Raw genomic sequence first — 24,507 nt, 5'->3', positions numbered from 1 at the left:
CCCATGCCCCTCATCGGACCCGCCGATCCCGGCTACGCCGCCCTCACCACCCGCGGCAACAACAAGCGGTTCACGTCCACCCCCGAGGCGTTCCACATCGCCACGTCGACGGCCGACGTCGTCGAGGCCGTCACCGAGGCCCTGCGCAGCCGCAAGCGCCTGGCCGTCCGCAGCGGCGGCCACGGGTACGAGAACTTCAGCGGTGCGCCCGGCACCCAACTGGTCGTCGACCTCGGCGAGATGACCGCCGTCGCCTTCGACGCCGAGCGCAACGCCTTCATGGTCGAGGGGGGCGCCCCCCTCGACGACGTGTACCGCACGCTGTACGAGGGCTGGGGCGTCGCCGTCCCGGCCGGCAACAGCGCCACCGTCGGCCTCGGCGGGCACGTCCAGGGCGGCGGCTACGGGTCCCTCAACCGCCGGCACGGGCTGATCGTCGACCACCTGCTCGCCGTCGAGGTGGTCGTGGCGGACGCGGCCACCGGCGGAGCCAGGGCCGTCGTCGCCACGCGTGACGCGGACGACCCCCACCACGACCTGTGGTGGGCCCACACCGGCGGGGGCGGCGGCGGCTTCGGCATCGTCACCCGGTACTGGTTCCGCAGCCCGGACGCCACCGGCACCGACCCGGAGCAGCTGCTCCCGCGCCCGTCCGCCGACATGCTCACCAGCACCGTGCTGTTCCCGCGCGCCACGCTCGACAAGCCCGCGTTCCGCACGCTCGTCGGCGCCTACGGCCGCTGGCACGAGCGCAACAGCGCACCCGACTCGCCGTACACCCACCTCTTCGCCAGCCTCGTGCTGCTCGGCCGGCAGCGGCCACGGCCGGAGGAGGGCCAGGACATGGGCGCCGTCCTCGTCACCCACGTCGAGGCCGACCGCCCGGACGCCGCGCAGCTGCTGCAGGACTTCCTGGACGAGGTGACCGGGGACGGCGCCCTCTCCCCCGTCGTCCTGCCGGCCGAGACCGTGCCGTGGCCGGCCTCCAAGAAGGCACTGTCCGACGCGCAGGACGCCGAGATCGGCCGCCAGAAGGTCAAGTCGGCCAATCTGCTGGGGGCGTTCACGGACGACCAGGCCGATGCGCTGTACGACTTCCTCGACGACGCGGACGCCGTCCACGACAGCAGCCTCGTGGCCCTGGACTCCTTCGGCGGCCGCACCGCCGCCGTCGCGCCGGACGCCACGGCCGCGGCCCAGCGCGACACCGTCCTGAAGGTCCTCTTCATGAGCACCTGGCAGGAGCCGGCGCTCGACGAGGCCGCCCTCGCGTGGATGCAGCGCTGTTACGGCGCGGTCTTCGCCAAGACCGGCGGCGTCCCCGCCGCCGTCCCGGGCGGGAACGCGGACGGCTGCTTCATCAACTTCGCCGACGTCGACACCGCCGACCCCGCCCTGAACACGTCCGGCGTGCCGTGGCACGCGCTGTACTTCAAGGACAACTACCGCCGTCTGCAGGGCGTGAAGGCGGCGTACGACCCCACGGAGGTGTTCCGCCACCCGCTCTCCGTGCGGCCGTCCTGACCCGCCACCGCGCCGACCGCGCCCGGACGGAACCACTCCGTTCCGGGCGCGGTCACCCATGCTTGCTTCCTCTGCAACTGTGCTTTACGCCAAGAGACTTGAGTGCCCGTTGACTCGGACATTACTCGATGCGTAGCTTCCGACAGGTACGCCGATCATTCTTTGCGCTGCACCACAGGGGGCCACATGGGAAGCATTGTGTCGCAGGGGACGAAGGCCGGTGCCGGTGCGCTCACCGTCCTGGAATTACTGGCCGCCGAGGCGCCGATAAGCCACTTCGAGTCACTGGTCGACGACGCCCGCCGGCAGGGCATGGGCGAAGCCGACCTCGCATTACTGGAGACGGCGAAACGGCTCGGACTCGCCGTCTACGCACAGGCGGAGCGAAGAGAGCGCAAGGAGGCCCGGCTCACCGCGTTCATCGAGGCGGGAAAGGGCATCTCCACCGTCCACGACGTGCCCTCCCTGCTTTCCGTGCTGGCCCGCAAGGCCCGCCAGCTCTTCGATCTCGACGTCGCCTGGATCACCGCCTTCGGCCGCGAGGCGGGCACCGTCGCCGTCGGCGCCTGCGACGGCCACACCACGGCGCTCCGCACCGGTCTCCGCATTCCGGACGACCCCGCGATGAGCGGCGGCAACGCCCCTTTCTGGACCCCCGATTTCGCCACCGACGAAAGGCTCGCGCACCGTCACGCACTCGATTCCCTGATGAAATCCGAGGGAATTCACGCCGTCGCCGCGATCCCCCTCGCCGACGGCACCCGCCCGTTCGGCACGCTGTACGTGGCGGGCCGCAGCGCGCGCTGGTTCACGTCCGCCGAAGTGTCGCTCATGGCCTCCCTCGCCGAACTCGCCGACGTCACCATCGAGAAGACCCGCATGCTGGAGCGCGCCGCCGACTGCCTCTCCGGCCCCGAGCGGCCATCGGACGGGGCTGCCGCCGTGCACGGCAGGCTGATGTCCATCGTGCTGGACGGGGGCGGCCTGGACGCCCTGCTGCACGAGGCGGGCGTCCACCTGCGCGGTGCCCTGCGCGTCCATGCTCCCGACGGCGAGATCCTGGCCGGCGCGGACGGGATGCCCGCCGAGTCCGAGGCCGACACCCTGCGCGCCATGGTCGACGCCCACGCGCTGCGCGAGCCGATCCTGCTGGACTGCGGTCTGTGGGCCGCGCCCCTCCTCGCGGGCGACCGGGACCTGGGCACGCTCCTGCTGCACCCCGCCCGGCCGCTCGCCGACGGGGACGACCGGCTGCTCTCCCTGACCGCCCAGACCGTCTCCGCCCTGCTGCTCATGCGGCACACCACCGCGCCGTCGGCCACCGGCCACGACCGCGACTGGCTGCTGGACGACCTGCTGACCGGCCCGCAGCGCCCGGCGGGCCGGTTCGAGGAACGCGCCGCCCGGCTGGGCATCGACCTGGCCCGGCCGCACGTGGTCGTCGTCGCCCGCCCCGAGGGCGAGGCCCAGGACAACGACAACCGGACGGCCATCTGGGCGTCCTCGTACGCACGCCGCATGAACGGCCTGAAGAGCATGCACGCCGGCTGCGCCGTCCTCCTGCTCCCCGGCACCGACGCGACGGCCGCCGCGGAACAGGTCTCGCGCGGCCTGACCCCGCTCCTGGAACGCCCGGTGACGGTCTGCGCCTCCGGCCCCGTCACCTCGCCGTCCGGCGTCTCCGCCGCCTGCCAGGAGGCGCTGCGCTGCCTGGAGGCGATGATCGCGCTGGGCGCGACGGGTGGCTTCACCTCGTCCGGCGAACACGGCTTTCTGAGCGTGCTGTTGTCCGACACGCACGACGTCGAGGGTTTCATCGGCTCGATGATCGGGCCGCTGGTCGCCTACGACACGCAGCGCTACACCGAGTTCACGCGCACGCTGGACGCGTACTTCGACGCGGGCGGCAGCATCAACCGCACGGCGGAACGCCTGCACGTCCACCCGAACACGGTGGGACGCCGCCTGGAGCGCATCGGCGACCTCCTCGGCCCGGAGTGGCAGCGGCCGGAGCGCGCCTTCGAGATCCAACTGGCGCTGCGGCTGTCACGCATCCAGCACGTCTTGCGGCAACGCCGGCCGGGCTGACACTCCACTGCCTGCGCCCCGTAAGGGGCGCGGGGAACTGCGCGAGCAACCACCGACAACCCGCACCCGAAGAACAGCCGGCGCGCCCCGAAAGGGGCGCGGGGAACTGCGCGACCAGCCACCGACAACCCGCACCCGAAGAACAGCCGCAGCCAACGGAGCGCACGAGCTCAGCCGCAGGCAACCCGCAGCCGAAGTACCGCCTCACCCCCGGAACCGGTCCGCCCCTGCGCGGCAACCGCATGGGCCGCCGACGCCAACGTCACATGCCGATGCCACCCCTTGAACGACCGCCCGGTGTAGTCCCGCATCCCCACCTGATCCGCGATCTCCGCAAAGTCCCGCTCCACCAACCGCGTCACCTTGCTCAGCTGCATCAGGGCAGCCGGATGCAGCGAGGTCATGTCCGTGAGCCACAACTCCCCCGGCGACGACTGCCCCTGTTCCCACTCACCGAGCAGCCGCAGATCACCGACCCCCGGCCTCCGGACGGGCGGCGCCGTCCGAACCCCACGCGCCGGCACCCGCACCCGGACCCCGGCCGCCAGGCTGGTCCGCAGCGTCTCGGCGCGGTCGTGGTCCGACCACAGGACGGGCCGCCGCATCCCGGCGGCCGCCGTCATGATCTGGTGCGCGGTCACCCCCTCCGTCCGGCACCCCGGCAGCGCCGGATCCGCGGCCGTGAGCCGGAACGTGCTGCCGATCCTGACCAGCCACGGCACCCCGGCCGCCCGCAGCCGCCGCACCACCGCCCACGTGTCGGCCTCCAGCGCGTCCAGCACCACGGGCCGCACCGGCACCCCCCAGCCCGCCGTCTCCAGGAAGGCCGCGGCCGCGCAGTCGCCCAGCGACTCGGGCCGGGCGCAGTCCGGGATGGCGGCCCGGGCGCGGCGCGCGTCGTCGCGCAGCCAGTCCTCCGAGAGGTGCAGCCGCCAGTTGACGGGCGCGGCCATCTCCTCGGACACGGCCCACACACCCATCGCCTGCTGGGCGTTGAGCACCTGCCCCAGTGCGGGGAAGAATTTCCGGTCCACGCCGACGGAATGCTGTCCGCCCTTGGGAATCACCATCGGCCGCACCACCCACGCCTGCGGCGGTGCGCTGCGCAGCAGTTGCCGGACGAGTGCCCGGCGCACCGGGTTCCAGTCCCAGATGGAACTGGAGATGAAATGGTGCATGCCCTGTTCGGTGGCCTGGCCACCGATGATCGCGGCGATATTGCGGATCGACTTCCGCCCGTGCCCGCCGAGCAGTCCCCGCAGATATTCCATTCCCTTCCGGCGCTGGTCGCTTCTCGGCAGGGAGGCGAACAACTCGGAACACCATTCGGCGAGTACGGCGTCGTGGGTGCCGGCGTACTTCGGTGCTATGACATCGTCGGGATACAGGGCAACACTGCTCATTGCAATTCCTGTCTCGGCTGATCGGCAAGCGGCTCGAAGCTGACCCTGTACACACTGCCCGCCATGACCGCCCGGTGACCAGGTGCACGGGCCACCTTCCCGCCGGGCCCGGTGGTGGATCTCCCACCACCGGGCCCGTTGCCCGGCAATTGGCCGGAGTCTCTTGTTCCGCGGCCGACTTGACTGACTACGGTCCGCACCGGCATTGCATCTGGAGTTCCGCGGAACCACTGCATAGCTTCCTCCCGGAAACGGCCGGAACACGGCCGCCATGTGGCCGGAAATGGCATGGACGACGGGAAAGTTGTCAGTGATCAGCAGACGTTCGATCGTCAAGGCCGGCGTCGCCGGCAGCCTGGCGGCGGGTGCCGCGGCACTCGGCGCCGCCGCCTTCGCGGGCACCCCCGCCGCGCCGTGGGCCCGGCTCCGCGAGCAGTTGGGCGGCCGCCTGGTGCTGCCGGCCGACCGCGGGTACGACGTGGCCAGACAGCTCCAACTGGCCCAGTACGACACGGTGAACCCGCAGGCCGTCGCGTACTGCACGACGAACACCGAGGTCGAGGCGTGCATCCGCTTCGCGCAGGAGCACGGCCTGGCCACCGCCGCCCGCAGCGGCGGCCACAGCTTCGCGGGCTACTCGACGACCCCGGGCCTGGTCGTCGACGTGTCCCGGCTGAACTCCGTGCGCGTGGACCGCTCCACGGTCCGGCTGGGTCCGGGCTGCCAGGGCGTGGACGTGGTGACGACGCTGGACCGGCACGGCATCCAGGTCGCGGGCGGCACCTGCCCGACCGTGGCCGCCGGGGGCTGGCTGCTGGGCGGCGGACTCGGGCCGCACGCACGGAAGTTCGGCATGGGCTGCGACCGCCTGGTCTCGGCACAGGTCGTCCTGGCGGACGGCCGCACGGTGTACGCCTCGGAGCGCGAGAACGCGGACCTGTTCTGGGCGCTGCGCGGCGGGGGCGGCGGGAACTTCGGGATCGTCACGGAGTACGAGGTGAGGCCGACCCAGCTGCCCTCGATGGTGGTCTTCAGCCTCGTCCTGCCGTGGCGGGCCGCGCCCGAGGCGGTCGAGGCGTGGCAGCAGTGGATCGCGGCGGCGCCGGCGGAGCTGGCGTCGGAGCTCACGGTCCAGCTGGACACCGGTTCCGGCGCGGAGCCGTCGGTGCAGGTGAGCGGCACGTACGCGGGCCCGCAGGCGGCGGCCGACGCCCTGCTGGACCGCCTGGTCTCCGCGATCGGCGTGCAGCCGGCGGGCCGGGAGGCGGCCGAACTCCCCTACCGCACCGGGATGATGCGGGTCTTCGGCTGTGCCGACCGGACCGCGGACCAGTGCCACCGGGTCGGCTACTCGCCCCGGGCGCAGCTGCCGCGCGACCACTTCGTCACCGGCCGGAACCTCTTCTTCACCCGCCCGTGGGCCCGGCGGGCCACCACGGAGGCGCTGGCCGCCTTCACGGCGGACGTCCGGCCGGGCCAGTTCCGCTTCCTGGGCTTCTTCGCGTACGGCGGGGAGACCGGCGCGGTGGCGCCGGAGGCGACCGCGTTCGTCCACCGGGACGTGCTCTTCGAGACGGACTTCCAGCTGGGCCTGACGGCCCCGGACGGCGCCCGGGACGCCGCGCAGGCCTGGGTGGACCGCGGCTACGGGACGATCGCCCCGTACTCGAACGGCGGCTCGTACCAGAACTACATGGACCCGGCGCTGCGCAACTGGCGGGAGGCGTACTACGGCCGGAACTACCCGCGCCTCCAGGCGGTGAAGCGGGCGTACGACCCGTACAGCTTCTTCCGCTTCGCGCAGTCCGTGGACTGACGGTAAGGTGCATTTCGGGTGATCGCGCCCCAAAGGGGCGCGGGGCTGTCACATCATGCGGCTCCGCCGCGTGGGCGCGAGCAACCGAAGCCGACCCGCACCCGACGCACCACCCCGGCACCGGACACCCCAAGGGCAAGGGCACCATGAACCCGCACGACGGCCTCCGCTTCCACGTGCTCGGCCCCGTACGCGCCGAGCACAACGGCCACCCCCTCCCCCTCGGCTCCCCCGTCCAGCGCGCCGTCCTCGTCGTGCTCCTCCTCGGCGGCCGGCCCGCGACCACCCGCGAACTCGCCGCCGCCCTCTGGGGCGACGCCCCTCCCGAGGGAGCCGGCCGGACCCTGCGCGACTGCATCTCCCGGCTCCGCGCCGCCCTCGGCACGGAGACCCTGCGCTCCGAGGGCGGCGCCTGGTCCCTGCGGGCGGGCCCGGAGACCGTCGACGCCACCGCCTTCGCCGCGCACTGCGCCGCGGCCTCCGCCGCCCGCGAGGCCGGCGACCTCGACGGCGCCCGGGACCGGCTCGGCGCCGCCCTCGCCCTGTGGGAGGGCACCACCGCCCTGGCCGGCCTCACCGGCCCGTACGCCGAGCAGGAGCGCGCCCGGCTCGACGACCTGCACGCCACCGCCCGCGAGGACCTGTTCGACTGCGCCATCGCCGCGGGCGGGCACGCCGACACCGTCGCCGACCTGCGCGCGCTGGTCGCCGTCCACCCCCTGCGCGAACGCCCGCGCGCCCTGCTCATGCTCGCCCTGCACCGCAGCGGACGGCAGGCCGAGGCCCTGACCGTCTTCGACGCGGCCCCGGAACCGGGCCCCGGCCTCACCCGCCTGCGCGACCGCATCCTCACCGGCGACGGCACGCTCGCGGCCCCGGCGCACCCGCCCGCAGGCGACGTCCCCGACGGACTCCCGCCAGACATACGGGACTTCACCGGCCGCGAGGAACTCCTCGCACGCATCACGGACGCATCGGTACACGCGCCCGTCGTCCTCACCGGCCCCGCGGGCGTCGGCAAGACCACCCTGGCCGTCCACGCCGCCCACACCCTCCGGCACGCGTACCCCGACGGCCGCCTCCACCTGGACCTGCGCGGCGCCGACCCCTCGCCCGTCGACACGGCCACCGCCCTGGCCCGACTGCTGCACGCGCTCGGCGTCGACGAACAGGCCGTACCGGAGAGCGAGGAGGACCGCACGGCCCTCTACCGCTCCCTGCTCCACGGCCGCCGCGTCCTCGTCCTCCTGGACAACGCCCGCGACGAGGACCAGCTGCGCCCCCTCCTCCCCAACTCCCCCGGCTGCACCGCCCTGATCACCAGCAGCGCCCCTTTCGACGGGTCCGTCCCCGTACCGCCGCTGACCGACGCGGAAGCCCTCCACATGCTGGAGACGATCGCGGGCCGCCCGCGCCCCGACGCCCTCGCCGTCGTGGAGTCCTGCGCAGGCCTCCCGCTGGCCGTGCGCATCGCGGCCGGCCTCGTGCCGCAGCCGGCCGGGGGCGGGGACGTCCTGCACGCCGCGTACGACGCCCTCGACCCCGAACAGGCCCGCGCCTTCCGGCTGCTGGCGCTGGCCGATGCGCCGTCCTTCGACACGGCGACGGCGGCCGCCGTCCTGGACACCGACGCCGGGGCGGCAGCCGCACTCGCGAACTCCCTTGCTTCGACAGGCCTGTTGCAGCCCCTGGGCCCGGACCGGCACCGCCACCACGACCTGGTGAAGCTCTTCGCCCGCCGGCAGAGCGAGCACACCGACAGCCCGCCCGTCCGCGACGTCGCCCTGCTGCGCCTGCTGGACCACCACCTGGCCACCGCCGCGAACGCGCTGCTGCACCACCGCCCCGACAGCCCCGTCCCCCGGCACATGCGCCGCCCCTCCGTCGCGGGGCAGCCCCTCCACGACAGGGCCGCCGCAGCCGCCTGGCTGCGCGACGCCCACCCCCACCTGCTCGCCACCGTCGACCAGGTGCTGCGCCTGGACCTTCCCGGCGGCATCCGCGCGGCGACGGACCTCCTGACGGCCTGGGGGCAGCTCCTCTCCGGCACCGGCCTCCACCCGGACCTGGAGCCCTCCGCCCGGCAGGCCCTCGAACGCGCCCGCAAGGACGGCGACGACATCAGCGCGGCCCGCGCCCTGCGGCTGCTCGGCGCACCCCGCTCCGGGCCGGACACGTACGAGCGCGCCGAGACCGAACTGCGCGAGAGCCTGCGCCTGGCGGAGACGGACCCCCTGATCCGCACCCTGGCCGCGCACGAACACGGCGCCCTGCTCCTGGCCATGGGCCGCCCCGAGGAGGCCGTGCCGCTGCTGGCCCGGGCCGAGGACGCGTTCCGCACGGAGGGCTCGCCGACGCACGCGGCCGAGGCGCTGGCCGACCGGGCGGGCGCCCTGTCGGCACTGGGCCGGACCGACGAGGCGGTGGAGGCGGTCGGCAGGGCGACGGAGGAGGCCCGTGCACTGGGCCACGTGCCGGCGCTGGTGCACGCCCTCACCGAATCCGGCCGCACCCTCCTGCGGGCCGGCCGCACGGCCACCGCCACGGACCGCCTCCGCGAGGCGCTGGCACTGCCGCTGCCCCCGCGCGAGGAGGCCCTCCTGTGGGCCCGCCTGGCCCACTGCCGCCTGGACCAGCACCTGAACCGCGACGCGGTGACGGACGCGGGGCGCGCCCTCACGCTGGAAGCGGGGCCGGGGGCGACGTACTGCCGCGCCCTCGCCCTCTGGGCGAGGGGCCGAGCACTACTGGCTCTGGGCGAGCCACGCCCGGCCCAGGGACATCTGCGCGAGGCACAGGAACTGTTCGCACGGCGGGGTGCGGCGGAAGCAGCGCTGCTGCAAGAGCTGCTGAACGAGGAGTTCGGGAACCGGGGCTAGGCGGGGGCGCGCCCCGTCAGGGGCGCGGGGAACTGCGCGATCAGCCACAACGGACCCGCAGCCGAAGAACCGGCAGACTCAAGGGGCACCCGAAATGGCGCCGCCCCCTGGGCGGGGGAAGCGGTATCGGGGGGACAAACCGCTTCCCCCGACGGGGATGCGGCCTACAAGCCCGGGCCGCAGTCGGGGGGACGCGTCCCGGACCCCGCAGTGAGGCCCGCACCCGCGTGCCGGCGAATTCCTGCCAGATCCGCACAGGCACACCCCCATCCTCCCTCCCGCCCCGCACGCAAACGGCAGGCAAAGGACCCCACCCCCCAGGGCCATAGGTCCCTAAAAGTCATGTGAGCGCCATTACGTCCCACCACGCCCGCCACGCCCACCACACCCACTCATTTCGCGCACACGTGCGGATAGACTCACCCGACCGCCCGCGCGAGCGGTACGGCAGGGGAGGCAAGTGCGTCATGGTGCAGACAAAGAAGGTGGCCCTCTGGGCCCTCGCCGTCTTCGTTGCGTACACGGTGATCCACTCCCCGGCCAGGGCCGCCGAACTGGTCCAGATAGGTTTCCAGGGGATCTCGGACGCGGCCGACAGCATCGGCCAGTTCATGACCCAGCTGATCAAGTGACCCGCACCGGCACGGAAGGCACGGTCCCACGGTGATCCGTCATCTCGTCCTGTTCAAGCTCAACGAGGGCGTCCGCCGCGACGACCCGCGCGTGATCGCCGGCGTCGAGGCCTTCGAGGAGCTGGAGAAGGCCATCCCGGAGCTGCGCTCCTGGGAGTGCGCCTGGAACATCTCGGACCGCCCGATCGCCTACGACTTCGCCATCAACAGCTCCGTCGAGGACACCGCGGCGCTGCAGCGGTACCTGGAGCACCCGGCCCACCAAGCGGGCGTCGCCCAGTGGCGGGAATTCGCCACGTGGGTGATCGCGGACTACCCGTTCTGAGGCCTCCGCAGGACCCTTTCGCGCCAAGCCCCTCACCGCCACGGTGAGGGGCTTCTCCAGTGCAACACCACGTATTGCGGTGCTTGCACACTCTGGACATGTCTTGTGATGCTATGACCGCTTTTGCCGGAGAGTTGACCGCATTGTCAAGGTTCCTGAAGGGGTGTGACCGTGCCGGCCCGTACCGCCTCCGACACAGAACCCCCTGCCTCCGCACCGGACGACGACCCGGCGCCGGACACGGACCCCGGAACCGGTCACTCCGGCGAGGCCACCGCGACCGGCCCGGCCGACCCGGAAGCCGCCCCCCGCACCCGTGAGAGCCGGGGCGCCGACGCCCGGGCGCTGACCCAGGTGCTCTTCAAGGAGTTCGCCGGCCTGGAGCCGGGCACGCCGGAGCACGCCCGCGTACGAGCCGCCCTGATCGAAGCCAACCTCCCCCTCGTGCGGTACGCCGCAGCGCGCTTTCGCAGTCGCAACGAGCCGATGGAGGACGTGATCCAGGTCGGCACCATCGGCCTCATCAACGCCATCGACCGCTTCGACCCCGACCGCGGGGTGCAGTTCCCGACCTTCGCCATGCCGACCGTCGTCGGGGAGATCAAGCGCTACTTCCGCGACAACGTCCGAACCGTGCACGTCCCGCGCCGTCTCCACGAGCTGTGGGTGCAGGTGAACGGCGCCACCGAGGACCTGACGGTGCTGCACGGGCGCTCCCCGACCACGGCCGAGATCGCCGAGCGGCTGAAGATCGGCGAGGACGAGGTGCTGGCCTGCATCGAAGCGGGCCGCTCGTACCACGCGACCTCGCTGGAGGCCGCCCAGGAGGGCGACGGCCTGCCCGGCCTGCTGGACCGGCTCGGCTACGAGGACCCGGCGCTGGCCGGGGTGGAGCATCGCGACCTCGTACGGCATCTGCTCGTACAGCTGCCGGAGCGCGAACAGCGCATCCTCCTACTGCGCTACTACAGCAATTTGACGCAGTCGCAGATCAGCGCGGAGCTGGGGGTGTCCCAGATGCATGTGTCCCGGCTGCTGTCGCGGAGCTTCGCCAGGCTGCGCTCCGCAAATCGAATCGACGCCTAACCCCCGCGGGTGACAGCATCCCCGGTGTCATGGGGAAGATAAGTCGACTTGACGCTACAGCGTGTTGCCGACATGTGACATTCTGCAGGAACTGCGTTTGCCGCAGCGCAGCCTCCGGTATTCAGGTGGAGGCTGTAACCCTCGTACGAGGGAGCTGCTGTGACCCGTCCGCGACCTCAAGGGGGTGGCATGTCCGTAGACCTGGGCAGCGCAAAGGTGCTCGCCAACGACGCACCGCCCGCAGTGCTCGACGCCTGCGAACCCATCGACACCCGCACCCTCTCCCGCTCCCTCTTCCTGCGGCTCGCGACGCTCGAGCGGGACAGTGCCGAGCGGACGTACGTCCGCGACACCCTCATCGAACTCAACCTGCCCCTCGTGCGCTACGCGGCCGCCCGCTTCCGCAGCCGCAACGAGCCGATGGAGGACATCGTCCAGGTCGGGACGATCGGCCTGATCAAGGCCATCGACCGTTTCGACTGTGAACGGGGCGTCGAGTTCCCGACGTTCGCGATGCCCACCGTGGTCGGTGAGATCAAACGCTTCTTCCGGGACACCAGCTGGTCCGTGCGCGTGCCGCGGCGCCTCCAGGAGCTGCGTCTCGCCCTCACCAAGGCCAGCGACGAACTGGCGCAGAAGCTCGACCGCTCGCCCACCGTCCCGGAGTTGGCGCTCTGCCTGGGCGTCTCCGAGGAGGACGTGGTCGACGGCCTGGCCGTGGGCAACGCCTACACGGCGAGCTCGCTGGACTCCCCCTCCCCCGAGGACGACGGCGGCGAGGGCTCCCTCGCGGACCGGCTGGGATACGAGGACACGGCCCTGGAGGGCGTGGAGTACCGCGAGTCCCTCAAGCCCCTGCTGGCCAAACTGCCCCCGCGGGAACGCCAGATCATCATGCTGCGGTTCTTCGCCAACATGACGCAGTCGCAGATCGGCGAGGAGGTCGGCATCTCGCAGATGCACGTCTCCCGCCTCCTGACCCGCACGCTGGCCCAGCTGCGGGAGGGCCTGATCGCGGACTGAGCGCCCCGTCAGGGGCGCGGGGCTGTGTCGATATGCGGCTCCGCCGCGTGGGCGCGACCAGCCACAGCCGGCCCGCAGCCGACCCCTGGCGCAACCGACGTACTGTCAGCAAAAATAGGCCGATGCGACGGAAGACGCTGGCTTCCGCTTCGGCCACAGCCTTATGCCTGGGCGCACTGATAACGGGCTGCGGCGGCAGCGACCGAGAAGGCTATGTCGCCACGGGGGCCGCCGGGCCCGACGCGTCCCAGGCCGTACCACCCACGGGCGGCGTGGAGTTCGTCCCGCTGGACCCCTCGCCCACGCCGAGTCCCGCCCCTTCCAGATCGCCCTCGCCCAAGCCCGAGCCCTCGCAGTCACCGACACCAACGCCGAAGGCGACGCCGTCACCGCCCCCCTCGCCGACGCCGACCCCCTCACCGAGGGTCGTCATCGGGGAACCGCAACGCAAACCGGGCAAGCAACCCTGGTGCGAGGACGTCACGTTGGACTTCACCAACCCCGGCAGCGCCCCGGTCACGCAGGGCACGGTCACCCTCGGCACGCACGTCGTCGACGCACTCGGCCACGACTGGGCGACGGTCGCGTCCACCCGCCCGCTCCCGGTACCGATCGCCCCGCGGCGAACGGCCCGGCAGGCGTGGACGGTGTGCGTGGACGCCTGGCGGGTCCTGCCGGGCATGCACATGGAGACGCGGGACATCACGGTGACGGACACGCCGTACCGCGCCCCGTCACCCGCCCCGGACCCGGGCCCGTCGGGGACCCGTCTCAGCTGAGGGCGAGCCAGGCGGCTCCGGCGACGACGACGATCGCCACGATCACACCGAGGATCACGCCGGCACGAGGCCCCGACGAGCTCCTCGCCGCACGGGCGGCGGCCCGGCCACCGACCGCCGGCGCGGCCGGCGCACCGGCGCTCTCGTCGACGAAGGCACGGAACATCTGAGTGCTGCCCGCAGGGTCGTGGTCACCGTGGGGGCTCTGCTGATGGGGGTTGGCCATAGGCCAGGACCCTAGCGAAGCCGGACCACCCAGCACACCCGGGCCTGCACCTTTACCGTGGCCCCAGCAATCCTTGAGGGTTCCTTTACCCGACAATCACCCTTTTTCATTTGCCTTGAGCAATCAATTGCCCATACGGTTGCCCCGAGCAACCGATATCCGGGACAGGACCTCAGGGGAGCCGACGAACCGATGGCCGCACAGGAGCACTACGAAGAGCTGGCCCGCCAGCTCGGCGCCCTCGGCGCGGTCCGGCGCGGCATCGGCCGGGTCCTCCCCGAGGGCTGCTCCCCCGCCACGGCGATCATGCTGACCCTGCTGGCGCGGTGCGGCGAGATGCGGATGAGCAGGCTGGCCGAGCTGCTCGCCATCGACATGTCGGTGACCAGCCGGCACGTCTCCTACGCCGCCGCGCACGGCTGGCTCGACCGCACGCCGGACCCGCTCGACAAGCGCTCCCGGCTGGTCCGCCTCACCCCCAGCGGGGAGGCCCTGCTGGACGAGGTCTCCCGGCGGCACGCCGCCGCGCTGGCCGGCTGCCTGAGCGACTGGTCCGACTCCGATGTCGCCGTCCTCGCCGGCCTGCTGGCGCGGCTCCGCGAAAGCTTCGGCCAGTGCCCGCCGCCCACGCGCGAGCCGGCACCGGACCGGACGTCCCCTGCACCCGCACACATCACCGTCTGGAAGCGCCCCGTCGCTTCGTAGAACCCCGATCAAGAACAGGAAGTCCATGACCACGACCACACCTTCCGGTGTGCGGGGCGGCCAGGCCGAACAGGGAGCCGCACCCGGCTCCGGCGCCCCCATGACGCACCGTCAGATAATGGAAGCGCTGTCCGGACTGCTGCTCGGCATGTTCGTGGCCATTCTGTCGTCGACGATCGTCTCCAACGCCCTGCCGGAGATCATCCACGACCTGCACGGCAGCCAGTCCTCCTACACCTGGGTCGTGACGGCCTCGCTGCTCGCGATGACCGCCTCCACCCCGCTGTGGGGCAAGCTGTCCGACCTCTTCAGCAAGAAGCTGCTCGTCCAGATATCCCTGGTGATCTACGTCGCCGGTTCGGCGGCGGCCGGTCTGTCGCAGAACACCGGCATGCTGATCGCCTGCCGGGCGATCCAGGGCATCGGTGTGGGCGGCCTGTCGGCCCTCGCCCAGATCGTCATGGCGGCGATGATCTCCCCGCGCGAGCGCGGCCGGTACAGCGGCTACCTCGGTGCGACCTTCGCCGTCGCGACCGTCGGCGGCCCGCTGCTGGGCGGCGTCATCACCGACACCTCCTGGCTCGGCTGGCGCTGGTGCTTCTACGTGGGCGTGCCCTTCGCGATCCTCGCGCTGATCGTGCTGCAGAAGACGCTCAAGCTCCCCGTGGTGAAGCGGAACGTGAAGGTCGACTGGGCCGGTGCCTTCTTCATCACCGCCGCGGTGACCCTGCTGCTGGTCTGGGTGACCCGGGCCGGATCCGACTACGCCTGGATCTCCGGGACGACCTTCGCGATGGTCGGCGGCGCGGTCGCGCTCGCCGCGCTCTTCCTGTTCGTCGAGTCCAAGGCGTCCGAACCGATCATTCCGCTGCGGCTGTTCCGCAACAAGACGATCGCCCTCGCCTCCGTCGCGAGCCTCTTCGTCGGTGTGTCGATGTTCGTCGGCACGGTCTTCTTCTCGCAGTACTTCCAGCTGGCGCGCGGCAAGACGCCGACCATGTCCGGTGTGATGACGATCCCGATGATCGGCGGCCTGTTCATCTCGTCCACCGTCTCGGGCCAGATCATCACCAAGACCGGCCGCTGGAAGGTCTGGCTGGTCTCCGGCGGTCTGCTCCTCACGGCCGGCCTCGGCCTGCTGGGCACGATGCGCTACGACACCCCGTACTGGCACCTCGCCATCTACATGGCGCTGATGGGCCTCGGCATCGGCATGATGATGCAGAACCTGGTGCTCGCCACGCAGAACCAGGTCGCGCCGAAGGACCTCGGCGCCGCCAGCTCCGTGGTGACCTTCTTCCGCTCCCTCGGCGGTGCGGTCGGCGTCTCCGCGCTCGGTGCGGTGCTCGCCACGCGGGTCACGAACTACATCAAGGACGGCCTCATGGCCCTCGGCCCCAAGGGCGCGGCCCTGGCGCAGCAGGGCTCCGGCGGGGACATCCCCAAGCCGTCCGCACTGCCCGCCCCGATCCGCACGGTGATCGAGAGCGCCTACGGGCACGGCGTCGGCGACGTGTTCCTCTACGCGGCCCCGTGCGCGCTGATCGCCTTCATCGTGACGCTCTTCATCAAGGAGGTCGCGCTGAAGAGCCGGGTCGCCACCGGCGAGACGGCCGGCGCGACGGCGAAGGCGGAGGAGCCGGCCCGGCAGGCCGGCTGATCGGACCCCGCTGCGGGGCGCGCCTTTGAGCGGAGGGCGCGTCCCGCGGCGGAGCCGGGAACAGAACGGCAAGCAACGTTCCCGGCGCACGGCCCCGGAGCGGCGGTGTGCGTTGTCGACAGGCAGGGGACGGCCTGTCGGCGCACCGCCCCCGGGGCCCTTATGCGTTCTGCTGCTCCTGCTGTTCCTGCCGGGAGAGGACGCGGTCGCGCATGACCTCGATGCCGGCGACGACCGTCTCCAGCCCGAACTCGAAGTCCCGCGTGAACATCTGCTCGACCGTGTCGGTGTCGCGGGACCGGAGCAGCGCGGCCGACTCCTTGTACGTCTCCATGAGGTCGGGGCGGTTCGTGAACCCGTCCATGACGTCCTGGTAGTACTCCTGCTCACCGAGGCCCGCCGCCCTGCAGCGCTCCCGGTAGAGGCCCCAGGCCGTGCTGTAGCCGAAGACGAACTGGAACAGCGCGGAGATCGCCCCCGACATGGACTCCGGCGGCACCCCGCAGCGGCGCATCACGGCCAGCGCGGTGTCGGCGAACTTCATCGCGTGCGGCCCGATGTTCTGGTACCGGCCCACGAGCTGGGGCATCCAGGGGTGGGCGAGCAGCATCGCGCGGTACTCGCAGGCGAGCAGGCGCAGCTGGTCGCGCCAGTCCTCGGACCCGTCGGCCGGGTCGGGGACGCGCATCTCGGCGCTGACCTCGTCCATGACGTACTCGAGGAGGTCGTCCTTGTTGTCGACGTACCAGTAGACCGACATGGCGGTCACACCGAGCTCGGAAGCGAGCTTCCGCATCGAGAACTTGGCCAGGCCCTCCGCGTCCAGCAGGCGGATGGAGGCAGCGACGATCCGGTCCCGGTCGAGCCCTTCGCCTGCGGCGCTGCTCCGGTGTTTCTGGGCGCCGGCTTTTCCGCTCAGCCAGACGCTGGTGTGCGGGGCCTTGCTCATGGAGCGCTCTTCCTCTCGATGATGGTGCGAGCCCGATGCTAGGCGCTTCGCTGGGGGGCGGTGTGTCGGCTGCGGGTCGTCCGTGGCTGGTCGCGCAGTTCCCCGCGCCCCTTCGGGGCGCCTGCCTACCGCGCCCCAGCCCGCTCCGCCCTGCGCAGCAGCACGGCCGCCACCACGCCGCCGGCGAGCACGGCCGCCGCACCCACCAGCTGGCTGGTGTGCACGCCAGTGGCGAACGCGTCCGCGATCGCCGCCCGCTGCGCAGGCGTGTGTGCCCTCTCCAGGGCGGCCGGCAACGAACCGGCCCCCGCGGCAACTGCGGGAAGCAGCGCCGCAAAGCGCGAGTTGAGCACCGCGCCCAGCACCGCCACGCCCAGCCCGTTGCCGCACTCCTGCAGCGTGCCGTTGACGCCGGCGCCGACGCCGGCCTTCTCCGGCGGTATCGCCGACATGATGGCGTTGGCCATGGCCGGCATGGACAGGGCGATGCCGGTGCCCATCAGGACCAGGCCCAGCAGCATGCCCCCGTACCCGTGCGCACCGAGCGTCGCGATGGCCGCGAGGCCGACCGCCAGCAGGCCCATGCCGCCCGCGATGGCCATCGGGGTGCCCACCTTCGGCAGCAGCCGGGCGCCCACGCCCGTCAGGTTGAGGACGACGATGACGAGGGCGAGCGGGGTCATGCGCAGGCCCGTCGCCAGCGGCCCGTAGCCCAGGACGAGTTGCAGGTGCTGGGTGAGCAGGAAGAACGAGCCGCCCATGCCGAAGGCGACGAGGATGCCGCCCGCGACCGCGCCGACGAACCGGCTGTTGCGGAAGAAGTGCATGTCCAGCATCGGGTACGGGATGCGGCGCTCCCAGAGCGCGAAGGCCGCCAGCGCGACGGCGCCGACCGCGGCCGACAGCAGCACGCGCGGGGACGTCCAGCCGTGCCCGGGGCCGGAGATGATCGCGAAGGTGACGCCGGTCATGCCGATGGTCGAGAGGAGGGCGCCCAGCAGGTCGGGCCGGTCGCCGGTCGGGTTCTTCGACTCGGGGACGAGCTTGAGCACCGCGATCAGACCGATCAGGGCCACCGGCAGGTTGATCAGGAAGATCGAGCCCCACCAGAAGTGGTCGAGCAGGGCGCCGCCGATGAGCGGCCCGGCGGCGAAGCCGAGCGAACTCACCGCGCCCCACACGCCGATGGCCTTCGGGCGCTCCTCGTCGTCGAAGGTCTGGACGACGACGGCCAGCGTGGTGGTCATCAGCAGCGCTCCGCCGACGCCCATGCCGGCGCGGGCGGCTATCAGTTCACCGGTGGTCGTGGAGAGGGACGCCAGCAGCGAACCGACGCCGAAGAGGGCGAGGCCCGTGACGAGCATCTTCTTGCGCCCGTAGCGGTCGGCGGCGTTGCCCGCGGTCAGCAGCAGTCCGGCCTGCACCAGCGAGTAGGCGTTCATCATCCACTGGACGTCGGACGTGGTGGCTCCCATCTCCTCGGTGAGGGACGGGATGGCCACGTTGAGCACGGTGTTGTCCAGCAGCACCGTGAGCTGTGCGAGGCAGATGACGCCAAGGATCATCCAGCGGGCCGGGTTGCGTGGTGGCCGCACTGCGGCCTCGGTGCCGGGTGAGCCGGCGGTCGTCGCCGTCATGCGTGTTCCCCCTTGTACGGTGTACGACTGACGTGCGTCGTACACCGTACAAGGGCCGCTCTACGCCGTACAAACGGTTTTTCATGCGGTCCGCGTCACACGCTCCGCGTCAGGTCGTAGAAGGTCGCACCCCCCACCGTGACCTTGGCGAAGTGCGCCTCCACCCACGTCGTGATCTCCGTGGCCGTACCGCGGCCACCCTTGCCGCCCTTGCCGCCCCATCCGCCCCGTTCACCGCCGGAGGCGATGAACCAGTGAATGCGTCCGTCCTTCACCAGCTGCTGGAAGTGCGCGAGCGTCGGCGAGGGGTCGCTGCCGTTGAATCCGCCGACGGGCATCACGGGCCGCTGCGTGGCGAGTTGGTAGCCCGCCGCGCTCTGCGAGCCGACGGCCGCCGCGGCCCAGGTGTACTTCCCGGCATCCTTCGCCACCGCGGCAGCGGCCGCGGGGCTCACCCGCTGCCCGCCGAGCAGTCCGGCCATGCCGCCGAACGCGCCCGGACCGCCCGGCCGTTCACCCGTGCGCGGCCCGGAGTCCCCCGTGGGGAAGCCCGCCGGGAAGCCGTGCATCCGACCGCCCCGGCCACCGGGCCCGCCGTGTCCGCCGCGGCCGAACCCGCCGAAGCCGCCCCGGACCGCCGGGCCCGCCGTCACGATCGAGCCGCCGTGCGCGGAGTTCACCGTGTTCAACGTGTACGCGAACGGCCCCGCCAGCGCACTGCCCACCGCGAGCGCCGCGGCCCAGCGCACCCCGCGGCCCTCGCCGCGGCGCACGAGGAGCAGGGCGACGCCCGCCGCCACACCTGCGGCCAGGACGGCCCACTTCAGCCACGGCAGCCAGTGCGGGGTACGGCCCAGCAGGACGTACGCCCACCCCGCCGACCCCGTCGTCACCAGCGCGAGCACCGACACCGCCCGGCGCTCCCACAGCACCGCGGCGCCCATGGCGACGAGCGCCGCCACGTACGGGGCCAGGGCCACCGTGTAGTACTGGTGGAAGATCCCCGACATGAAGCTGAAGACCACCGCGGTCATCAGCAGCGCACCGCCCCACACGAGGAACGCCGCCCGGCGGATGTCCGTACGCCCCGCGCGCCGCAGCAGCCACAGCACCGTCACCAGCAGCACCAGGGCGGCCGGCAGCAGCCAGGCGATCTGGCCGCCCGTGTCCGGCGCGAACAGCCGCCCGATGCCGGGCTGTCCCCAGCCCCCGCCGTGACCGCCGCCATGACCGCCGCCTCCGTGGCCGCCGCCGACGCTGCCGGTCTCGTCGCCGTTGATGCGGCCGAGGCCGTTGTAGCCGAAGGTCAGTTCCAGGAAGCTGTTGTGCTGCGAACCGCCGATGTACGGACGCGACGCGGCCGGCATGAGCTCGACGACCGCGACCCACCAGCCGCCGGCCACGACCAGCACCAGCCCGGCGAGGAGGAGCTGGCCCACCCGGCGCAGCGGCCGCGTCGGCGCGCACACCAGGTACACCAGGGCGAGCGCCGGGAGGATCAGCCAGGCCTGCAGGGTCTTGGCCAGGAAGCCCAGCCCGAAGCAGAACCCGGCAAGCATCAGCCACTTGGTGCTCGCGTGCTCCAGCGCCCGCAGCACGCACGCGACGGCGCACACCATGAGCAGGCACAGCAGCGCGTCGGGGTTGTCGAAGCGGAACATCAGCGCGGCGACCGGGGTGAGCGCGAGCACCCCGCCCGCCAGCAGCCCCGCGGCCGCGCCGAAGTGCCGCCGCACGGCGGCGTACAGCACGCCGACCGCGGCGACGCCGATGATCACCTCGGGCACCAGGACCGACCACGAGCTGAGCCCGAAGAGCCGGACGGACAGGCCCATGGGCCACATCGCGGCGGGCGGCTTGTCGACGGTGATGGAGTTCGCGGCGTCGGACGAGCCGAAGAAGAAGGCCTTCCAACTGGCGCTGCCCGCCTGCGCGGCGGCGGCGTAGAACTGGTTGGCGTAGCCCGAGGCGCTGAGGTCCCACAGGTAGAGCGCGGCGGTGGCCGCGAGGAGCACGAGCAGTGCGGGGTTGATGCGGGGGGTGATACGGCGCATGATCAACGGGGGCTCCCGGGAGTGTCGTTCTGCGTATGCACAGCCTGTGGAAACACCCAGGCCCGCAGCAGCAGGAAGCGCAGCGCCGTCGCCGCGAGGTTGGCCGCGATCAGGACGGAGAGCTCGGCGCCGTGCGAAGCGCTGCCGCCCGCCGCGCCGAGGGCGGCCAGGGAGCCGCTGGTGAGGGCGAGGCCGATGGCGAACACCACCAGGCCCTGGGCCTGTTGGCGCATCGCCCGCTCACGGCCCCGCACGCCGAAGGTCAGCCGCCGGTTGGCGGCGGTGTTGGCCACGGCCGAGAGCAGCAGCGCCAGCGCATTGGCGGGCTGCGGGCCCATGCCCATGCGGAACAGCGTGTACAGGCCCAGATAGGCGAGCGTGCTCAGCGCGCCGACGGTGCAGAAGCCCACCAACTGCCCGGCCAGGCCGCGCGGTACGCCCGGCACGGCACGGTCGCGCGGGTCGTCGCCGAACGGCCTGCGCAGCCGCTCCAGCGGCAGCGCCCCGGTGGCCAGCGCCCGGCCGACCCGCCAGACGCCGCGCAGGTCCTCGGTGGCGGTGCGCACGATGTGCACCGAGCTGTCCGGGTCGTCGACCCAGTCCACCGGCACCTCGTGGATGCGCATCCCCGCCCGCTCCGCCAGCACGAGCAGTTCGGTGTCGAAGAACCAGCCCGTGTCCTCGACCAGCGGCAGCAGCGCCTCGGCCGCGTCCTTGCGGATCGCCTTGAAGCCGCACTGCGCGTCGGAGAAGCGCGCCGCGAGCCCGGTGCGCAGCACGAGGTTGTAGGCGCGGGAGATGAACTCCCGCTTGGGGCCCCGCACCACGCGCGACCCACCGGCCAGCCGGGTCCCGATGGCGAGGTCGGAGTGGCCTGAGATCAGCGGGGCGACCAGCGGCAGCAGGGCGTTGAGGTCGGTCGACAGGTCGACGTCCATGTAGGCCAGGACGGGCGCGTCGGAGAGCGACCAGACGGTGCGCAACGCCCGCCCGCGGCCCTTCTGTTCCAGCCGTACGGCGCTGACCTCCTCGACCGTGTCGTCGAGCTTGGCCGCGACCTCGGGCGTGCCGTCCGTGCTGGCGTTGTCGGCGATGGTGATACGGAAGCCGTACGGGAAGGTGTCCGTCAGGTGCGCGTGGAGACGCCGGACGCAGGCTTCGAGGTCGTCCTCCTCGTTGTACACCGGGATGACGACGTCGAGCACGGTCGCCGTCGGCCGGACGCGCAGCGGTGAACGGGCCGGAAGCGTTGGGCAGTCGGTCATGCGCCGACCCTGTCGGCCGGCGCTGTCGCGAGGGTGTGATCAGCCTGTGGGTGGGCTGTGAGAGAGAGCCGTACCGCGCCCCGAAGGGGCGCGGGGCCGTGCTTGAGGTGTGGCTCCGCCGCGCGGGCGCGAGCAACTCAACCCGCAGGCAACCGCACAGCGAAAACGGTGCCCCGCCCCGGCGTACTGCTGACAGAAACGGTGCCCCCGTGCGCGTCCACAACGGCCCGAACGATGGCCAGGCCAAGGCCCGTACCACCCCCCGCACGGGAGCGGCTCGCGTCCCCCCGGGCGAACCGCTCGAAGACGTGCGGCAGCAGATCCGGCGGGATGCCAGGCCCGTCATCCTGCACCTCCAGGACGGCGCAAGCGCCGTCACCCCGCACCCGTGCGGTGACGGTGGTACCGACCGGCGTGTGCGTCCGGGCGTTGGCCAGAAGGTTGACCAACACCTGCTGCAGCCGGGCCGGGTCGCCGCGGACGCAGACGGGCGCGTCGGGCAGGTCCAGCCGCCAGGTGTGGCCGGGGCCGGCCGCCCGCGCGTCGCTCACGGCGTCGACCACGAGCGGAGAGAGGTCGACATCGTCGGACGACAAGGGACTGGGGGCACCTCCCAGCGGTAGCTGGGGGACGGCGTCGAGGCGGGCGAGCAGCAGGAGATCCTCCACCAGATCGGTCATCCGGCGGGCCTCCGACTCGATGCGCCCGAGGGCGTGCCGGGTGTCGGGGCCGGTCTCCTCGGCTCCCCTGCGGGTGAGTTCGGCGTAGCCGCGGATGGAGGCGAGGGGGGTGCGCAGCTCGTGACTGGCGTCGGCGACGAACTGCCGTACCCGTGTCTCGCTCTCCTGCCGCGCCGTCAGCGCCGAACCGACGTGCCCCAGCATACGGTTGAGCGCCGCGCCCACCTGCCCGGCCTCGGTGCGCGGGTCGGCCTCGGCGTCGGGCACCCGCTCGTGCAGGGCCACCTCTCCGCTGTGCAGGGGCAGTTGGGCGACGCGGGTGGCGGTCGCGGCGACGCGGCGCAGCGGCCGCAGGGCGAGGCGCACGGTGGCGGCGGCCGCGATCCCGGCCGCGGCGAGCGCGGCGCCGGAGACGCACAGCTCGACGACGACCAGCGTGCCCAGGGTGTCCTGGGCGGCGGTGGTCGGGATGCCGACGAGGAAGACGGTGCCGTCGGGGGCGGCGACGGACCGGGCCCGGTAGTGCCCGCGCCCGGGCAGGTCGACGCCGTGCGGCCGGCCGTCGCGGGCGACCCGGCCGAGGGCGTCGCTCTGGGCGTCGGTGAGCGGTTCGAGGGCGTCGTCACCGGGCCAGGAGGAGGAGTCCGGCGGGGTGCTCACTGCCGACTGCCGCACCCGGCCGTCGGCGCCGACGAGTGCGCCGACGGTGCCCAGCGGCTGGCCGCCGCCCCGCACGAAGCGCAGCGGGCTGCCCTCGTGCGGCTCCGGCGGCCTGCGCCCCGCGGCCCGTACGGCCACCTCGTGCAGCTGGGAGTCGAGCTGCCCGTAGAGGTAGCTGCGCAGCACGATGGTGGTGACCGTGCCGATCACCGCGCAGACGACGGCGACGAGGGCGACCGTGGAGACGACGAGCCGGGTGCGCAGGGGACGGGAGCGACGGATCACGCGGGGACGGCCGGCTTGATCAGGTAGCCGGCGCCGCGCCGGGTGTGGATCATGGGGTCGCGTCCGGCGTCGATCTTTCTGCGCAGGTAGGAGATGTAGAGCTCGACGACGTTGGCCTGGCCGCCGAAGTCGTAGGACCACACCCGGTCCAGGATCTGCGGCTTGCTGAGCACCCGGCGCGGGTTGCGCATCAGGAAGCGCAGCAGCTCGAACTCGGTGGCGGTCAGGTGGATGTCGGTGCCACCGCGGGAGACCTCGTGGCTGTCCTCGTCCAGGACCAGGTCGCCGACCTGCAGCACGGACTCGTTGCGCGGCGCCACGGCGCGGGACCTGCGCAGCAGGCCGCGCAGCCGGGCGACGACCTCCTCCAGGCTGAAGGGCTTGGTGACGTAGTCGTCGCCGCCGGCCGTGAGCCCGGCGATCCGGTCCTCCACGGAGTCCTTGGCGGTGAGGAAGAGCACCGGCACGTCCGGCAGCTCGCGCCGCAGCCGGGCGAGCACGGCCAGACCGTCCATGTCGGGCAGCATCACGTCGAGGACGACCGCGTCCGGGCGGAACTCCCGCGCGCGGCGCACCGCTTCGGCCCCGTCGGCCGCGGTGTGCACGTCCCAGCCCTCGTAGCGGAGGGCGAGCCGCAGGAGGTCGGCCAGCGAGGCTTCGTCGTCGACGACCAGGACACGTACGGGACTTCCGTCGTCGTGCAGCAGCTGGGTGCGCCCGCCGGAGTGCGGGCCGGGGCTCGGCGTCATGACATCCGATGCTGCCGGGGGCGGGTGAGAGGGTCCTTTCGGCTTTCTGTGAAACCTCTGAGAATCCGGCCGGGAAACCCCG

General features: G+C 72.4%; 19 protein-coding genes and 1 pseudogene. 11 read left to right on the top strand and 9 right to left on the bottom strand.

Annotation, left to right across the window (positions count from 1 at the left end; all coding sequences use genetic code 11):
* The first annotated feature begins 3 nt into the window (after positions 1 to 3).
* Together ACLHRZ_RS19825 and ACLHRZ_RS19820 are read left to right on the top strand one after the other, a co-directional pair.
* Positions 4 to 1,524 carry an FAD-binding oxidoreductase gene (locus tag ACLHRZ_RS19825; protein WP_490419811.1) on the top strand — a complete coding sequence of 507 codons (1,521 nt, stop codon included), beginning with the start codon at positions 4 to 6 and terminating at the stop codon, positions 1,522 to 1,524.
* Positions 1,525 to 1,710: 186 nt separating this feature from the next.
* Positions 1,711 to 3,612: a helix-turn-helix domain-containing protein gene (locus ACLHRZ_RS19820; RefSeq protein ID WP_490419810.1), complete on the top strand. Its 1,902-nt coding sequence runs from the start codon at positions 1,711 to 1,713 to the stop codon at positions 3,610 to 3,612.
* Positions 3,613 to 3,782: 170 nt separating this feature from the next.
* Here the strand turns inward: ACLHRZ_RS19820 and ACLHRZ_RS19815 are convergent, their stop codons facing one another.
* Entirely contained in the window at positions 3,783 to 5,015 is a 1,233-nt protein-coding gene (locus ACLHRZ_RS19815; RefSeq protein WP_490419809.1) for an IS701 family transposase, read from the bottom strand.
* Between the two features lie 310 nt (positions 5,016 to 5,325).
* On the opposite strand from ACLHRZ_RS19815, the gene ACLHRZ_RS19810 reads away from it, so the two are divergent.
* From ACLHRZ_RS19810 to ACLHRZ_RS19785, 6 genes are all read left to right on the top strand, one after another.
* A complete protein-coding gene (locus ACLHRZ_RS19810) occupies positions 5,326 to 6,831 on the top strand; it encodes an FAD-binding oxidoreductase (protein WP_490419808.1) in 1,506 nt (501 codons plus the stop codon).
* Between the two features lie 146 nt (positions 6,832 to 6,977).
* On the top strand, positions 6,978 to 9,710 hold the full coding sequence (locus ACLHRZ_RS19805; protein WP_490419807.1) for an AfsR/SARP family transcriptional regulator: 2,733 nt from the start codon (positions 6,978 to 6,980) through the stop codon (positions 9,708 to 9,710).
* A 467-nt stretch (positions 9,711 to 10,177) separates the two neighbouring features.
* The gene (locus tag ACLHRZ_RS19800; RefSeq protein ID WP_490419806.1) at positions 10,178 to 10,342 is read left to right on the top strand and encodes a hypothetical protein; all 165 of its coding nucleotides are present in this window, start codon (positions 10,178 to 10,180) and stop codon (positions 10,340 to 10,342) included.
* 31 nt (positions 10,343 to 10,373) lie between these two features.
* Complete coding sequence (locus ACLHRZ_RS19795) at positions 10,374 to 10,667, top strand: Dabb family protein (RefSeq protein WP_490419805.1); 294 nt, start codon at positions 10,374 to 10,376, stop codon at positions 10,665 to 10,667.
* A gap of 171 nt (positions 10,668 to 10,838) precedes the next feature.
* Positions 10,839 to 11,753, top strand: a complete 915-nt coding sequence (locus tag ACLHRZ_RS19790; protein WP_490419804.1) for an RNA polymerase sigma factor SigF — start codon at positions 10,839 to 10,841, stop codon at positions 11,751 to 11,753.
* A gap of 189 nt (positions 11,754 to 11,942) precedes the next feature.
* The gene (locus ACLHRZ_RS19785) at positions 11,943 to 12,776 is read left to right on the top strand and encodes an RNA polymerase sigma factor SigF (RefSeq protein WP_171082071.1); all 834 of its coding nucleotides are present in this window, start codon (positions 11,943 to 11,945) and stop codon (positions 12,774 to 12,776) included.
* A 211-nt stretch (positions 12,777 to 12,987) separates the two neighbouring features.
* Here the strand turns inward: ACLHRZ_RS19785 and ACLHRZ_RS19780 are convergent, their stop codons facing one another.
* Positions 12,988 to 13,209, bottom strand: a complete 222-nt coding sequence (locus tag ACLHRZ_RS19780) for a hypothetical protein (protein ID WP_490419803.1) — start codon at positions 13,207 to 13,209, stop codon at positions 12,988 to 12,990.
* Between the two features lie 52 nt (positions 13,210 to 13,261).
* Between ACLHRZ_RS19780 and ACLHRZ_RS19775 the strand changes: the two genes are divergently transcribed.
* Positions 13,262 to 13,555 (top strand): hypothetical protein, encoded by a 294-nt coding sequence (locus ACLHRZ_RS19775; protein WP_490419802.1) that lies wholly within the window; start codon positions 13,262 to 13,264, stop codon positions 13,553 to 13,555.
* Here ACLHRZ_RS19775 and ACLHRZ_RS19770 read toward each other — a convergent pair.
* Positions 13,548 to 13,781 (bottom strand): hypothetical protein, encoded by a 234-nt coding sequence (locus ACLHRZ_RS19770; RefSeq protein WP_490419801.1) that lies wholly within the window; start codon positions 13,779 to 13,781, stop codon positions 13,548 to 13,550. The genes ACLHRZ_RS19775 and ACLHRZ_RS19770 overlap by 8 nt on opposite strands.
* Positions 13,782 to 13,973: 192 nt before the next feature.
* Here ACLHRZ_RS19770 and ACLHRZ_RS19765 point away from each other — a divergent pair, with 192 nt between their 5' ends.
* Together ACLHRZ_RS19765 and ACLHRZ_RS19760 are read left to right on the top strand one after the other, a co-directional pair.
* The gene (locus ACLHRZ_RS19765) at positions 13,974 to 14,486 is read left to right on the top strand and encodes a MarR family winged helix-turn-helix transcriptional regulator (RefSeq protein WP_490419800.1); all 513 of its coding nucleotides are present in this window, start codon (positions 13,974 to 13,976) and stop codon (positions 14,484 to 14,486) included.
* Positions 14,487 to 14,586: 100 nt separating this feature from the next.
* Positions 14,587 to 16,125 (top strand): annotated as a pseudogene (locus ACLHRZ_RS19760) (MDR family MFS transporter); the annotation flags it as partial.
* A 181-nt stretch (positions 16,126 to 16,306) separates the two neighbouring features.
* Here the strand turns inward: ACLHRZ_RS19760 and ACLHRZ_RS19755 are convergent.
* The 6 genes from ACLHRZ_RS19755 to ACLHRZ_RS19730 form a co-directional block, all read right to left on the bottom strand.
* Complete coding sequence (locus ACLHRZ_RS19755; protein ID WP_490419799.1) at positions 16,307 to 17,095, bottom strand: TetR/AcrR family transcriptional regulator; 789 nt, start codon at positions 17,093 to 17,095, stop codon at positions 16,307 to 16,309.
* Positions 17,096 to 17,220: 125 nt separating this feature from the next.
* On the bottom strand, positions 17,221 to 18,732 hold the full coding sequence (locus ACLHRZ_RS19750; protein ID WP_490419798.1) for an MFS transporter: 1,512 nt from the start codon (positions 18,730 to 18,732) through the stop codon (positions 17,221 to 17,223).
* A gap of 95 nt (positions 18,733 to 18,827) precedes the next feature.
* Positions 18,828 to 20,786, bottom strand: coding sequence for an ArnT family glycosyltransferase (locus ACLHRZ_RS19745; protein ID WP_490419797.1), 1,959 nt, complete (start codon positions 20,784 to 20,786; stop codon positions 18,828 to 18,830).
* Positions 20,787 to 20,788: 2 nt separating this feature from the next.
* Positions 20,789 to 22,051, bottom strand: a complete 1,263-nt coding sequence (locus tag ACLHRZ_RS19740) for a bifunctional glycosyltransferase family 2/GtrA family protein (protein ID WP_490419796.1) — start codon at positions 22,049 to 22,051, stop codon at positions 20,789 to 20,791.
* A 137-nt stretch (positions 22,052 to 22,188) separates the two neighbouring features.
* Positions 22,189 to 23,673 (bottom strand): HAMP domain-containing sensor histidine kinase, encoded by a 1,485-nt coding sequence (locus ACLHRZ_RS19735; protein ID WP_490419955.1) that lies wholly within the window; start codon positions 23,671 to 23,673, stop codon positions 22,189 to 22,191.
* On the bottom strand, positions 23,673 to 24,425 hold the full coding sequence (locus tag ACLHRZ_RS19730; protein ID WP_490419795.1) for a response regulator transcription factor: 753 nt from the start codon (positions 24,423 to 24,425) through the stop codon (positions 23,673 to 23,675). The genes ACLHRZ_RS19735 and ACLHRZ_RS19730 overlap by 1 nt, the downstream gene beginning before the upstream one ends.
* Between the last annotated feature and the right edge of the window lie 82 nt (positions 24,426 to 24,507).

It is taken from the genome of Streptomyces sp. AM25 (assembly GCF_058146165.1).
Note: the sequence above shows the minus strand (reverse complement) of the source record. Positions and strands in the feature narration are given on the sequence as shown.